The 13548-nt window shown below is 69.6% G+C and carries 12 protein-coding genes and 1 tRNA gene; 10 read left to right on the forward strand and 3 right to left on the reverse strand.

Going from position 1 to position 13548, the window contains the following annotated elements; all coding sequences use genetic code 11:
• Positions 1-116 precede the first annotated feature (116 nt).
• The 5 genes from ACI2JZ_RS09660 (at position 117) to cydC (ending at position 6663) form a co-directional block, all read left to right on the forward strand.
• The gene (locus ACI2JZ_RS09660; protein ID WP_404597354.1) at positions 117-743 is read left to right on the forward strand and encodes a helix-turn-helix transcriptional regulator; all 627 of its coding nucleotides are present in this window, start codon (positions 117-119) and stop codon (positions 741-743) included.
• A gap of 91 nt (positions 744-834) precedes the next feature.
• A complete protein-coding gene (locus ACI2JZ_RS09665; RefSeq protein ID WP_247624553.1) occupies positions 835-2250 on the forward strand; it encodes a cytochrome ubiquinol oxidase subunit I in 1416 nt (471 codons plus the stop codon).
• Positions 2251-2264: 14 nt separating this feature from the next.
• Positions 2265-3293, forward strand: coding sequence for a cytochrome d ubiquinol oxidase subunit II (cydB, locus tag ACI2JZ_RS09670; RefSeq protein ID WP_247633858.1), 1029 nt, complete (start codon positions 2265-2267; stop codon positions 3291-3293).
• Positions 3290-4954, forward strand: coding sequence for a thiol reductant ABC exporter subunit CydD (cydD, locus tag ACI2JZ_RS09675; RefSeq protein ID WP_404597355.1), 1665 nt, complete (start codon positions 3290-3292; stop codon positions 4952-4954). The genes cydB and cydD overlap by 4 nt, the downstream gene beginning before the upstream one ends.
• The gene (gene cydC, locus ACI2JZ_RS09680) at positions 4951-6663 is read left to right on the forward strand and encodes a thiol reductant ABC exporter subunit CydC (RefSeq protein WP_404597356.1); all 1713 of its coding nucleotides are present in this window, start codon (positions 4951-4953) and stop codon (positions 6661-6663) included. Before cydD ends, cydC begins: the two co-directional genes overlap by 4 nt.
• A 315-nt stretch (positions 6664-6978) precedes the next feature.
• On the opposite strand, the gene ACI2JZ_RS09685 is transcribed toward cydC, so the two are convergent.
• Positions 6979-7755: a hypothetical protein gene (locus tag ACI2JZ_RS09685; protein WP_404597357.1), complete on the reverse strand. Its 777-nt coding sequence runs from the start codon at positions 7753-7755 to the stop codon at positions 6979-6981.
• A gap of 121 nt (positions 7756-7876) precedes the next feature.
• On the opposite strand from ACI2JZ_RS09685, the gene ACI2JZ_RS09690 reads away from it, so the two are divergent.
• From ACI2JZ_RS09690 to ACI2JZ_RS09700, 3 genes are all read left to right on the forward strand, one after another.
• Positions 7877-8923: a hypothetical protein gene (locus ACI2JZ_RS09690; protein ID WP_404597358.1), complete on the forward strand. Its 1047-nt coding sequence runs from the start codon at positions 7877-7879 to the stop codon at positions 8921-8923.
• Positions 8924-8982: 59 nt separating this feature from the next.
• Positions 8983-9073, forward strand: a tRNA-Ser gene (locus tag ACI2JZ_RS09695).
• Between the two features lie 122 nt (positions 9074-9195).
• Positions 9196-9924, forward strand: a complete 729-nt coding sequence (locus tag ACI2JZ_RS09700; protein WP_404597359.1) for a VIT family protein — start codon at positions 9196-9198, stop codon at positions 9922-9924.
• A gap of 86 nt (positions 9925-10010) precedes the next feature.
• Here ACI2JZ_RS09700 and ACI2JZ_RS09705 read toward each other — a convergent pair whose 3' ends face one another.
• Positions 10011-11150, reverse strand: a complete 1140-nt coding sequence (locus ACI2JZ_RS09705) for a zinc-binding alcohol dehydrogenase family protein (RefSeq protein WP_404597360.1) — start codon at positions 11148-11150, stop codon at positions 10011-10013.
• A gap of 78 nt (positions 11151-11228) precedes the next feature.
• On the opposite strand from ACI2JZ_RS09705, the gene ACI2JZ_RS09710 reads away from it, so the two are divergent.
• On the forward strand, positions 11229-11792 hold the full coding sequence (locus ACI2JZ_RS09710) for a TetR/AcrR family transcriptional regulator (protein WP_247624562.1): 564 nt from the start codon (positions 11229-11231) through the stop codon (positions 11790-11792).
• Positions 11793-11878: 86 nt separating this feature from the next.
• Positions 11879-12925, forward strand: coding sequence for an NAD(P)-dependent alcohol dehydrogenase (locus ACI2JZ_RS09715; RefSeq protein WP_404597361.1), 1047 nt, complete (start codon positions 11879-11881; stop codon positions 12923-12925).
• 46 nt (positions 12926-12971) lie between these two features.
• Here ACI2JZ_RS09715 and ACI2JZ_RS09720 read toward each other — a convergent pair whose 3' ends face one another.
• Positions 12972-13523, reverse strand: a complete 552-nt coding sequence (locus tag ACI2JZ_RS09720; RefSeq protein WP_404597362.1) for a TetR-like C-terminal domain-containing protein — start codon at positions 13521-13523, stop codon at positions 12972-12974.
• Positions 13524-13548 lie beyond the last annotated feature (25 nt).

The following is a 13548-nucleotide window of genomic DNA, read 5'->3' on the forward strand; positions in this document are numbered from 1 at the left end:
GCGCACGCGTCGGTCGCGAGGGCCTCGGACACCCATGCGACCGGGCTATCGCGGGCATCCGACATCCCTATCGCGAACGGCTTCATCCGCCGATCCCCGCGGGCCATACTGGAGTCATGGCCAGCGCCGGGCCCATTTGCGGGCCGATCTCCACGTACTCGCGAGTGCAGCTCCTGCACCTCGTGCAGACGCGTGCGCAGCGCACGATCGGTGAGCTGTGCGAGGCCACGGGCCTGCACCCCAACACCGTGCGCGAGCACCTGCAGCGCCTCATCGAGGGCGGATACGTGATCGCGGCCACCGAGCACCGCACCACCCGCGGACGCCCCCGCACCCTCTACAGCGCCGCGACCGGGATGGCGGATGCCTCCAGCCCCGTCGCGCGCGACAAGGTCAGCGCCGCGGCCCGCCGCGGAGACCTCCTGCGCCGGGTCATGCCGGGTGCGGCATCCGATCTCGGTCGCGACGCGACCTATCAACTCGATGCACTCATCGAACACCTGGAAGAGAGCGGCTTCGAGCCCGTCGTCGACGACGAGCAGCTCACCGTCGATCTCAGCCCGTGCCCGCATGCCGCGGGCCGCGCGGAAGACCGTCCGATGCTCTGCAGCGTGCACCTCGGCCTCATGCAGGGGGTGCTCACCGAAGCGGGTGGGCCGATCTCTGCGGATGCCGTGCGCACGTCCGCCCTCCCGGCGGACTGCACCGTGCAGCTGCGTCTGACGGAGATGTCCGCCGCCTAGGCGAGCATCCGTTTTATTCACGGCCCGCAGCCCCGCGAGGGCGGCAGGCCCGTCGTTAGCGTGGCAGCAGGCTGAGAAAGAGGAGTGCTCCATGGAATGGCTCGACCCCCTGGTCCTGTCACGATGGCAGTTCGGATTGACGACCGTCTACCACTACCTGTTCGTGCCGCTCACGATCGGCATGGCGCTGGTGGCGGCGATCTTCCAGACCGCATGGGTGCGCACCGGCAAGGTGCAGTACCTGCACCTCACGCGCTTCTTCGGCAAGATCTTCCTCATCAACTTCGCCATGGGCGTCGTCACCGGCATCGTGCAGGAGTTCCAGTTCGGCATGAACTGGTCGGACTACTCCCGCTTCGTCGGCGACGTCTTCGGCGCACCGCTCGCCTTCGAGGGTCTGCTCGCCTTCTTCTTCGAGGCGACGTTCATCGGCCTCTGGATCTTCGGGTGGGACAAGCTCCCGCAGAAGCTGCACCTCGCGACCATCTGGTGCGTCTCGATCGGCAGCATCCTCTCGGCGTACTTCATCATCGCGGCCAACGCGTTCATGCAGAACCCGGTCGGCTACGTCTACAACCCCGAGACGAACCGCGCCGAGCTCACCGACTTCTGGGCGCTGCTGACCAACCCGGTCGCGCTCGCGGCCTTCCCACACACGATCTTCGGCGCTCTCATGTTCGCCGCCGGTGTCGTCATCTCGGTCTCGGCCTGGCACCTCGCCCGTCGCCAGCACTTCGACACCATGCGCATCTCGCTGAAGTTCGGCCTCTGGGCGATGATCGTCTCGACCGCCGGCGTCGTGCTCACCGGTGACCAGCTCGGCCTCGCGATGTACGCGGCGCAACCGATGAAGATGGCCGCGGCGGAGGCGACGTTCAACACCGTCTGCGGCTACGACGCCTCGTTCAGCATCTTCACGCTCGGCACACCCGACGGCAGCTCGGAGCTGTTCTCGATCCGCGTGCCGTACCTGCTGTCGCTGCTGTCGACGCACTCCTTCGACGCGTGCGTGCACGGCATCAACGACCTGAACGCCGAGTACCTGACGACGTTCGCCGACACCGGCATCACCGACTTCGCCCCGATCCTCTGGGTCACCTACTGGGCGTTCCGCTGGATGATCGGCCTCGGCATCGCCGCCGCCCTCGTCGCTCTCGTCGGCCTCTGGATCACCCGCAAGAACGCCAAGCGCGAGCCCGCGCCGTGGATGTGGAAGATCGCGATCTGGTCGTTCCCGCTCGCCCTCGCCGCCAACATCATGGGCTGGGTCTTCACCGAGATGGGGCGCCAACCCTGGATCGTGTTCGGGCTCATGACCACGCAGGACGGCGTCTCGCCGGGCGTGAGCGGACTCGAGGTGCTCATCTCGCTCATCGCCTTCACCGCGATCTACGCCTCGCTGGCGGTCGTCGAGATCCGCCTCATCATCCGGGCCGCCCAGAAGGGGCCCGACACCACCGAAGAACCCCACGAGGAGACGGCCCAGCTGCCGTCGGTCGTGTACTGAGAGGAAGGAACACCATGGATCTCGCAACGCTCTGGTTCTTCATCGTCGCCTTCTTCTTCGTCGGCTACTTCGTGCTCGACGGCTTCGACTTCGGCGTCGGCATGTCGCTGCCCTTCCTCGGCAAGGACGACGTCTCGCGCCGTCAGGTCATCAACACCATCGGTCCGGTCTGGGACCTCAATGAGACCTGGGTGATCGTCGCCGGTGCCGTGCTGTTCGCGTCGTTCCCCGAGTGGTACGCGACGTTGTTCAGCGGGTTCTACCTGCCGCTGCTGCTCATCCTGCTCGCGCTGATCCTGCGCGGCGTCTCGTTCGAGTACCGCCACCAGCGCGAGAGCAAGAAGTGGAAGCAGGGCTTCGACCGGATGATCGTGATCGGTTCGGTCGTGCCGGCCCTGCTCTGGGGCGTCGCGTTCGGCAACATCGTGCAGGGCGTCGCGCTCGACGAGAACCACATCTTCGTGGGCGGCTTCTTCTCGCTGCTCAACCCGTACGCGCTGATGGTCGGTGTGACCACGCTGCTGCTGTTCTTCCTGCACGGCGTGCTGTTCGTCGCCCTCAAGACCGACGGCCCCGTGCACGAGGACGCCCATCGTCTCGCGAAGCTCGCGGCCGGACCCACGATCCTCGCGGCCGCGGCGACCGTGGTGTGGACCGTGCTGATCGCGATGAACCGCGAGGCTCCGCTGCTGTGGCTCGTGATCGGTGCGGGGGCGCTCGCCGCAGTCAGCCTGATCGCCGCCGTCGGATTCTCGCTCGTGCGCCGCGACGGCTGGGCGTTCATCGGCGGCATGCTGACGGTGCTGTTCGCGGTGGTCATGCTGTTCTCCGCGCTGTTCCCGTTCGTGATGCCTTCGACGATCGACCCGGCCTACAGCCTGACGATCGCGAACGCCTCGAGCACGCAATATACGCTGGAGATCATGAGCTGGACGGCGCTGATCGCCACCCCGCTCGTCATCGCCTATCAGGCCTGGACGTACTGGGTCTTCCGCAAGCGCGTCACGCGCTCGTCCATCGAGGGGGCTCCGGCGCACGCGTGAAACCCGTCGACCCGAGACTGCTGCGTTACGCGGGTGCCGCGAGGGGATTCCTCGCGGCATCCGCGCTGATCGGCGTCGTCCAGACGGCGGTCGTGATCGTCTTCGCCTGGCTGCTGACGGATGCCGTCACCGGGGCCATCGCGGGCCGCGACGTCTCGGCATCCCTCCTCGCCCTGCTCGCCACCGCCCTGCTGCGCGGGCTGCTGATCGCCGCCTCGGATGCCGCGGGCACGCGCGCCGCGGCGAAGACCGGGATGCAGCTGCGCGGCGCCCTCATCCGCGCCGTCGGGAAGCTCGGGCCGTCGTGGCTCGCGCAGCGCAACCAGGCCGGGCTCGCGGTGACTGCGGGGCACGGACTCGAAGCGCTCGACTCGTACTTCGCGCGGTACATCCCGCAGCTGGTGATGACCGCGATCGCGACGCCCGTGCTGCTCGCGATCATGTGGTGGTTCGACTGGGAGAGCGGGCTGATCGCCACCGTCACCCTGCCGCTGATCCCGCTGTTCCTCATCCTCATCGGCATCGCGACGCGCACCGTGCAGCAGAAGCAGTGGCAGACGCTGCAGCGGCTCGCCGTGCGGTTCGCCGACACCGTGCAGGGGCTGTCGACGCTGCGGCTGTTCGGGCGCGAGCGCCGCGCCGCCGACCGCATCGAGTCCACGGCCGACGACTACCGCCGCGAGACCATGAAGGTGCTGCGGTTCTCGTTCCTGTCTGGTTTCGCGATGGAGCTGCTGGCCTCGCTCGCGGTCGCGCTGATCGCGGTGGCGGTCGGGTTCCGGTTGCTCTCGGGCGACCTGTCGCTCGAGATCGGGCTGTTCGTGCTGCTGCTGGCGCCCGAGGCGTTCCTGCCGATCCGGCAGGTCGGGGTGCAGTTCCACGCCGCATCCGAGGGGGTCGCGGCGACCGAGGACATCTTCGCGGTGCTCGACGAGGCGGGGGCGCGGGCGGGGGCCGTACCCAACTCAGGAACAACGGAGCGGCGCAGCGCCGATTCCGGGGTTTCGGGGCCCGTTTCCGGCATTCTTCCTGAATTGGGTACGGATGCCCCGGCCGCCCTGACCGTCGAGAACCTGCGCGTGCGCGATCTGCCGCCGGTGTCGTTCGCCGCCGAACCCGGCACGATCACTCTGATCGAGGGGCCGAGCGGGTCGGGCAAGACCAGTCTGCTCGCGGCGCTGCGCAGAGCAGTGGCGTTCGAGGGCGCGGCGACGCTCGGCGGGGTGGACGTGCGGGAGCTGTCGCCGGCGGATTGGACGGCGTGGGCCGGCCAGACACCCGGTCTGATGCAGGGCACGATCGCCGCGAACGTGTCGCTCGGCGATGCCGAGCCCGATGAGGCCCGCGTGCGCGGCGCGCTCGACGCGGCGTGCGCCGACCTCGATCCGGAACTCGAGCTCGGCGTGCAGGGCAACGGTCTCTCGGGCGGACAGGCGCAGCGCGTCGCCGTCGCGCGCGCTCTCTACCGGCAGGCCGGCGACGCGCGTCGGGTGCTCCTGCTCGACGAGCCGTCCAGCGCCCTCGATCCCGACACCGAGCAGCGCCTGTGGTCGTCGCTGCGCGAGCGGGCGGATGCCGGGGCCACGATCCTCCTCGTCTCGCACCGTCGCACGGCCCGCGAGATCGCCGACCACATCGTCGCACTGGGGGTGCACGCATGAGCGCCGCCGTTCGCCCCGACACGAGTCGCCCGGACGCCGGCCGCGCCGATGCCGGCCGCGCCGCGCGCATCCGCGAGGTGCTGCGTCTCGCGCAGCCGCCGCTCGGCCGCTTCACGCCCGGTCTGATCTGGGGCATGCTGTCGGCCGCCGCGGCCGTGAGCCTGCTCGCCGTGAGCGGCTGGCTGATCGTGAGCGCCTCGATCGTCGACTCGCTCGTTCCGCTGTCGATCGCGGTGGTCGGGGTGCGATTCTTCGCGGTCTCGCGTGCCGTCACCCGCTACCTCGAGCGTCTCAGCGGACACGACGCCGCGCTCCGCCAGCTCGCCACCACCCGCGCCGACATGGTGCGCCGCCTCATCCCGCTCTCGCCCGCGGGACTCGGCCGCACCGACCGCGGCAAGGTGCTCTCGGCGCTCGTCGACGACGTCGAGAACCTGCAGAACCTGCCCCTGCGCGTCGTGCAGCCGCTGGGCGTTTCCGGGCTCGTGGCCGTCGGCGCGGTCGTGTTCATCGCGTTCGTCTCGCCGATCGCCGCCCTCACCCTGCTCGCCTGCCTGATCGTCGCGGGCGCCGCCGCGATCGGGATGGGGTGGCTGTTCGGCTCGCGCGCCGAGGCCCTCGTCTCGGATCGTCGCGCCGACCTCTCGGCCGCACTCGTCGACTACTTCGGCAGCCTCGACGTGCTCCTCGCCTACGGGGCCGAGCCGCAGGCGCGCGAACGGGTGACGGCAGCGGATGCCGCGCTCCGCCGCGTCGTGACCCGCGCCTCGCTCGCGCAGGCCACAGCCGCCGGTGTCGTCTCGGCTGTCGCGGGTGCGGCATCCGTCTGGGCCGTCGCCGCCGCCTCGCCGGGCCTGGCGACCGGCGCGATCGACGGCCCCTGGCTGGCGGTCGTCGTTCTCGTGCCGATGGTCGTGTTCGAGGTGTTCGGGGCGGTGCCGATCGCCGCGGCATCCTGGCGGAGCGTGCGGTCGAGCGCGGCGCGCATCGTCGACGTGCTGCCCGAGCGGATGCCGGTCGAGCTGCGCTCCGACGCGGGAGACGACGCGGCGCCGACGGGCGTTCCCGCGCTGCGGCTGCGCGATGTGACGGCATCCTGGCCCGGCGGTGCTCCGGCGCTGCGCGGGGTGTCTCTCGACCTGGAGCCGGGGGAGCGCGTGCTCGTCGCGGGCCCCAGCGGCGCGGGCAAGAGCTCGCTCGCCGCGGTGCTCGTGGGTTTCCTGCGGGCGGAGGGTTCGTACCTCGTCGGCGATGTCGATGCGTCGTCGCTCGCGGGGCCCGCGCTGCGGAGCGTGGTCGGACTGTGCGAGCAGAGCCCGCAGCTGTTCGACGAGGACATCCGCCAGAATCTCCTGTTCGCCCGCGACACCGCGACCGACGACGAACTGCTCGCCGTGCTCGCACGGGTCGGGCTGGCGGAGTGGGTGCAGGAGCGCGGAGGACTCGATGCCCGCGTCGGCGACCGCGGTGCGCTCGTGTCGGGCGGGCAGGCGCAGCGGCTGGCGTTGGCGCGCGCGCTGCTGCGGGGATTCCCGGTGCTCGTGCTCGACGAACCGACCGCCGGTGTCGATCCGGATGCCTCCGACGCCCTGCTGCGAGACCTGCTCGGCGCCGCGGGGGAGCAGGCGGTGCTGCTGATCTCGCACATCGCACCGCCCGCCGGGTCGGTCGACCGGGTCGTGCGGCTCGAGGGTGGGCGCACGGTCTGAGGGGTCGCGCGTGCGCGGGCGCCGCGGCATCCGTCCGTCGACCGGTCGGGCCGGCCACCTGCAGGGAGAAGTGACATGTGCAGGGCGAATCGGCCGATCTTCCTGCACGTGTCATTTCTCCCTGCGGATGCGGGGGATGGCGCGATGAGCGGGGGGCGAGCGGATGCCGCGCTCACGTGCACGGAGTGATCACGTCTGCACGGCGAGATGCGGCATACGGTCGTGCAGACGGGGCCTGTCCGTGCAGATGAGCGGATGGGCGGCCCTTCGTCTCGCTGCGCTCGCTCAGGAACCGAGGTGACGAAGGGCGCAGCGTCAGATGTGCAGGGGCGTCGGGGGTTCCATGACGATGCCCTGCGCCTCGAAGGCGCGGCGGCGCTCCTCGATGCGGCGGTGCAGTTCGACCTGCGCGGCGTCCACGAACGCGGGGTCGAGGTCGACGGTCGCGGGGTGCGGATCGCCGTGGTTCGCGGCGATGTAGGCGTCGAGTTCGGGACCCGAGGTCCACGAGGTGATGAGGGCGTAGCGCGGGGCGCTGCCGCGGTGCCACACCGCGTGCCAGAAGCGCTGGGTGTCGACGATGATGCGCGAGCCCGCACTGAGGGGCAGCCGGATCTCGGTGGCCGGGTCGAAGCGGTCGCTGCGCAGGATGAGCATCGAGTCGGGGTCGTCGGTGAGGTTGTAGTACCCGCGCACGACCCAGCCGGTGCCCTCGTCGTTGAGGCGGTTGTTGTCGTCCTGGTGGAGGTTGTAGACCGCGTCGGCGTACTCGTTGGGCTGCAGCTCGATCACGCGGCAGCGGCCGACCGCGGCGCCCGGCGCGAGCGCCCGCGCCTGCAGGGTCGGGGCGAGCGCGACCTGCGGCTCGACCCACACGCCGTGCTTGTCGGTGCGCGGGGGAGTGTGGTTCCAGAAGCCGTTGCACTCGAGGTCGCCGGCGTAGCTGGCCAGCGGGGCGAAGCGGGTGATGCCGGAGGACCGCCAGGGGATGTATTCGAGGTCGAGCCATTCGGTGGGGTCGGCGGCCTGATCGTGGTCGTCGAGCACGACGTATCCGGTCTCGGCCAGAGCATCGGAGGTGATGAATGCCATGGTGCATCCTTCCTTCGGTTTCCCTGAGGCCATCCTAACTTGGCGGTCCGGCGCCCGCCGGGGACCTCACCGTGCTTAACCGGACGGGACCGATGTCGGATGCCGCGGCTACCCTGAGGTCATGACGCAGCCACAGGGCGCCCTTCTCGTGGGCAGTGTGAACTTCGACGACGCCGAGACGACGATGCGCACGGCATCGGAGCTGCTCGGGGATCGCCTCCGACGCATTCCCGACGGCGAGGTCGGCAAGCGGTTCCACTGGATCATGTTCCAGCCCGACGTGCTCGGCGAGGCCGAGGGCATCGAGCGTGTGGGTGACGAGCCGATCCCGTTCGGTGCGGGGATCGACGCTCGCGGGCTGCGCCTCGCCGAGGGCGTGGACCCGTCGACCATCGCGATCCCTCCGCTCGGCTATGCGTCGGCGGCGATCGAGTCGTACGAGGTGTTCCGCCGTCTGCGCGAGGAGGGCGTGATCGCCGAGGGTACGCGCTTCGAGGTCGCGCTGCCGACGCCGCTCGCGGTCATCTCGTCGTTCTTCCAGGGCGCCGATCGCGAGGCGTTCGAGGTCTACTACACCGCCGCGATGCTGCGCGAGCTCGACGAGATCGCCGAGGCCATCCCGCACGGCGACCTCGCGATCCAGTGGGACGTCGCGAGCGAGATGGGAATCATCGAGGGTGCGTCCGGTTACGGCGCGCTGATGGATGCCTGGTGGGACGGCGACGTCTTCACCGGACTCGTCGCGCGGCTGGCGACGCTCGTCGACGCCGTGCCCGCCGACGTCGAGGTGGGCGTGCACCTCTGTTACGGCGATGCGGGTGAGCACCACTTCTTCGAGCCGACCGACACCTCGCACCTCGTGGCGTATGCGAACGCGGTGGCCGAGGCATCCGATCGCGCGTTCACGTGGCTGCACCTGCCGGTGCCGATCGACCGAGACGACGAGGCGTACTTCGCCCCGCTCGCCGACCTGCTGCCGGTGAACGAGCTGTACCTCGGACTCGTGCACCGTGAAGACGGCGCCGAGGGCGCGGAGCGCCGCATCGCCGCCGCCCGGACGTACGTTCCGACGTTCGGCGTCGCGACCGAGTGCGGCATCGGCCGCGCCCCGGCCGGATCGACCGAGGGCATCCTGCACACGCACGCGGAGGTCGCCGCCGCCTGGTGAGGGCGCTGGTGAGCCGTCTCGATTCGCGCGCGGGCGCGCGGTGTCGTAAGCTTGTCCGCGGTGACGTGTCCGAGCGGCCGAAGGTGCAACTCTCGAAAAGTTGTGTAGGGTAACCCCCTACCGTGGGTTCAAATCCCACCGTCACCGCCATGGAAACCCCCTCCTCGTGAGGGGGTTTTTCCGTGTTCGGAGTCGAACGTCGTGCTCCCGTCGCTGTCGATCGCCGCTCGCCCCTTCTGGCGGAGCACCCCTGACGCTGCTTAGCTACCGATATGAACGACGTCGAGCCGGTCGGTGGCCACCCCGATGAGCCGCATGATGATGGCATCAGCGGGCGGTTGAACTGGTTGCGCGCCGGAGTGCTCGGCGCGAACGACGGCATCGTCTCGGTTGCTGCGCTCGTCGTGGGTGTCGCCGGGGCGACGACGGATTTCGCGCCTCTGGTGACGGCGGGTATCGCAGGGCTGGTCGGTGGGGCGGTCTCGATGGCGCTGGGCGAGTACGTCTCGGTCAGCAGTCAGAGCGATAGCCAGCGGGCGCTGATCGCGAAGGAACGCCAGGAGCTGGTCGATGATCCCGCTGCGGAGCTCGAAGAGCTCACCGGTATCTACCAGGCGAAGGGGCTCACTCCGGAGACAGCACGCAAGGTCGCGGAAGAGCTGACCGCCCACGACGTCCTCACCGCGCACCTCGAAGCAGAGCTCGGAATGACCGAAGACCACGTGGTGAGCCCGTGGGCTGCGGCTGGAGCGTCGGCTCTTGCTTTCACTATCGGTGGGTTGCTCCCGTTGCTGGCGATCCTGCTGCCGCCCGTCGACCTGCGCGTCCCGATCACGTTCATCGTCGTCCTGCTCGCGCTGGCGCTGACGGGGTTCGTGAGCGCGAGGATCGGCGGGAACCCTGCGGGCCGGCCGACGGTCAGGGTCGTGATCGGAGGGGCGCTCGCTCTCGCCGCGACGTTCGCTCTCGGCTCGTTGCTCGGAACGTCCGGCATCGCCTGAGAGTCGGCCTGACAGCGGCGGGCGTTGGGTTCTCTCATCCGCTGAGCGCGACGGAGGGCTGCCGCACGACCTCTCTGACCTGCCGGTCAGGACCCCGTCGCCGTCGGATCGAGGGAGACGACGAGCTTCTTCGCGGACACTCCGAGGCGGAGCGCATCGATCGCTCCCTGGATCGCGGACAGGTCGTCCCCGGCGATGCGAGCCTCCGGGTAGGGGAGATGAGCGCCCGACGCGAGAGCCGTGGGCAGATAGGCGCCCCACACCGCCGGTCCGACGGGGGAGGCGGCGATGGCGCTTCCCCAGATGAACGTGGCTCTGATCCCGCGCAAGCGGCTCCGCAATTGCAGGAGAGCCGTGCGCGTTCCCAGGCGCGCGAACAGGCGGATCCGCACCAGTGAGAGGCCGCCTCTGCGCGGCTGTTCGTAGAACGAGACCGGCGGGCTCGCCATCGCGATCCTCCGGGCACCGGTCGCGCGCGCGATCCTCAGGCAGGGTTCGGCCGACCCCACGGCGATCGCGAGGACACCCGCCACGACCGACCCGTTCACGGCTTCGATGATCCGATCGACGGCATCCGGGTCTCGATAGTCGAAGACCGCCTCCGCACCCAATCGCCTCATCCGGTCGTGGTTATGCGCGGATGCCGTCGTGATGACGCGGTAGCCGGCCGCTCGGGCGAGTTGGATCGCGTTGCCGCCGACGGCGGTCGCGCCGCCCCACACCACGACGACCTCCTCGCGGGGGACGGCGTCGCCGAGGTGCGAGTGGTCCAGCGCGAGCTGGCCGGCCTCGAAGAGACCCGCCGCCGCCGTGGACAGCGCCAACGGGAGAACGGCCGCCTCCGCGAAGGCCATCGCATTCGGCAGGGCGGCGGCGAGGCTCGCGTCGACGGCGACGTACTTCTGGAACCCGCTCTCGGATACGGCGTCTCGTCCCTTCTCCAAGCCCATCGCGTACGCCACGACGCGATCGCCGGGGGCGAAGCCGTCGACCTTCGCTCCGGTCTCGACGACGATGCCCGCGACGTCTTCGCCGAGGATCACCGGGTACTGCAGCCAGCCGTACATCACGGTCCCGTTGGACTGGATGATCGCGTCCAGGGGGTTCACCGCCAGCGCGCGCACCTCGATCAGCAACTGGTCCGGCCCGGGTGCGGGCATCGGGGCCTCTCGAATCGTCAGATCCGCATACGGGGAATCGATCCACGCCGCCGTGTTCTTGCTCATACCCATCCGCTCTCCGCGATTGATGACATCTCGTGTCATCACAGTACACCTGATGGCATGGCATGACATCATGGCTGCATGCCCCGATGGTCACCGGATGCTGCGCTGCGGCTCGAAGCCGCCGCGATGTCGCTGTTCGAGCGTCAGGGTTTCGCGGGAACCACGGTCCCGCAGATCGCCGCCGCAGCGGGGCTGACCACTCGTACCTTCTTCCGCCACTTCGCCGACAAGCGCGATGTCCTGTTCCTCCGGGATCGTGAGCTTCCCCAGGCCGTGAGCGACTTCATGGAGTCCGTCCCGGCGGAGAGCAGCGGTGCGGCCATGGTGCGGGCGGGGCTGACGGCGGCGTGCCGCGGCATCCACGGCTGGCGGGAGCCGATCGCGCGTCGGCGCAATATCGTCCGCAGCGAACCCGCGCTGCGCGAGCGCGACCTCCTGCGGAGCCACTACCTCGGGCGGGCGATCGAAGAGTCCCTGACCGCGCGCGGCATCGACGCTCAGCAGTCGCACACGTTGGCGGCCGTCGCCGTGACCTGCTTCGACCTCGCGATGGACAGATGGCTCGAGGGGCCGGAGGACATCCCGCTCGAGGATGCTCTGACGTCGGTGTGGAGCGACATGCGCGACTGGATCGACGCGTAACGGGCGGATACTGGAAGGGACGGTTTCGAGAGCCCACGCCTCCGCACCGCGCGGCAGACCTCTCGGATGCCAGGAAGAAGAAGTACATGAAAGCCCTCCGTTACGTCGAGATCGGCAAGCCCCCGGTGGTCGTCGACATCCCGATTCCGAAGCCCGGCCCCGGTCAGGTGCTGCTCAAGATCACCGCGGGTGGCGTCTGCCATTCCGACGACTACGTCATGGGACTCCCCGAGAAGGACTACCTCGAGCAGGGCTACCCGCTGCCGCTGACGCTCGGTCACGAGGGCGCCGGCATCGTGCACGAGATCGGCGAGGGTGTCGACTCGACGCTCAAGGTCGGGGATGCCGTCGCCGTCTACGGGCCCTGGGGCTGCGGTCGCTGCCACAACTGCTCGATGGGCAAGGAGAACTACTGCACGAACGCCGCCGCCGAAGGCATCCGTCCTCCGGGTCTCGGCAGCCAGGGATCGATGGCCGAGTACATGATCGTCGACGACGCCCGCCATCTCGTGCCGCTGGGCGACCTCGACCCCGTGCAGAACGTCTCGCTGACGGATGCCGGGCTCACCCCGTACCACGCGATCAAGAACTCGCTCCCGAAGCTCGGCGCCGGCACCTTCGCGGTCGTCATCGGCACGGGCGGGCTCGGCCACGTCGGCATCCAGATCCTGAAGTCGGTCTCGGGCGCCACCGTCATCGCCCTCGACGTGAACGACGAGAAGCTGCGCCTCGCCACCGAGGTCGGCGCGGATCACGTGCTGATCAGCGACGCCTCCGCCACGGAGAAGATCCGCGAGATCACCGGCGGCCTCGGCGCCAACGCCGTGTTCGACTTCGTCGGAGCGAACCCGACGATCGCCCTCGCGCAGAGCGTCGCCGCGCTCGAGGCCGACATCACGATCGTCGGTATCGGTGGCGGGAACATGACGCTCGGCTTCGGCTCGATCGCCTACGACGCCGCCGTGCGCGTGCCGTACTGGGGTTCGCGCTCCGAGCTGATCGAGGTGCTCGACCTCGCCCGCGCCGGCAAGATCCACGTGCAGACCGAGTCGTACTCGCTCGACGACGGCCCGAAGGCCTACGAGGATCTCGCCTCGAACAGCATCCGGGGTCGCGCCGTCATCGTGCCCTGAGACCCGTCACCGGAAGGCCCCCGAGAGATCGGGGGCCTTCTGCGTCTCAGGACACAGACCCCGCGAGGGTCAGGGCGCGGTCGACGTGGTTCTCCACCCACTCCGGATCGAACGGACGGCTGCGAAGCAGCCATCGGTGGAAGATCGCCCCGACGAACAGTTCCGCCACATCGTCCGGTGCCGGTACGCCCGCGCGGTCCAGGCGGTGCGCGATGGCGCCGAGCTGGGGCTCCAGCAGCGTCTCCCGATACTCGAGCGCGAGGTCCTCATCCGCTTGCAACTCCGCCGTGACGCGCCGCAGCAACCCCTCCTGTGCGGGGTCGGTCAGTTCGGCGATCATCCCCGTCGCGAGGAGCAGGAGGTCGTCGCGGATGTCTCCCGAATCGGGCACCGCGACGCGGCCGGCCGCATCGGTGCTGCGCGCGAGCAGGGCGTCGAAGAGGATGGCGCCCGTCGACGACCACGACCGGTAGAGGGTCTGTTTGCTGACTCCCGCTCGCCCCGCGATCCCCTCCATCGTGATCGTGCTCACCCGGCTCCCGGCGGCCAGGGACAGGACGGCGTCGTGAACCTTGCGCCGGGTCTTCTCGCGTGCCATTCCTGAAGGATACCCGAGCAAACGA

The sequence above is a fragment of the Microbacterium sp. NPDC087868 genome (assembly GCF_044900755.1).
In the GTDB taxonomy this organism is placed as follows: Bacteria; Actinomycetota; Actinomycetes; order Actinomycetales; family Microbacteriaceae; genus Microbacterium; species Microbacterium galbinum.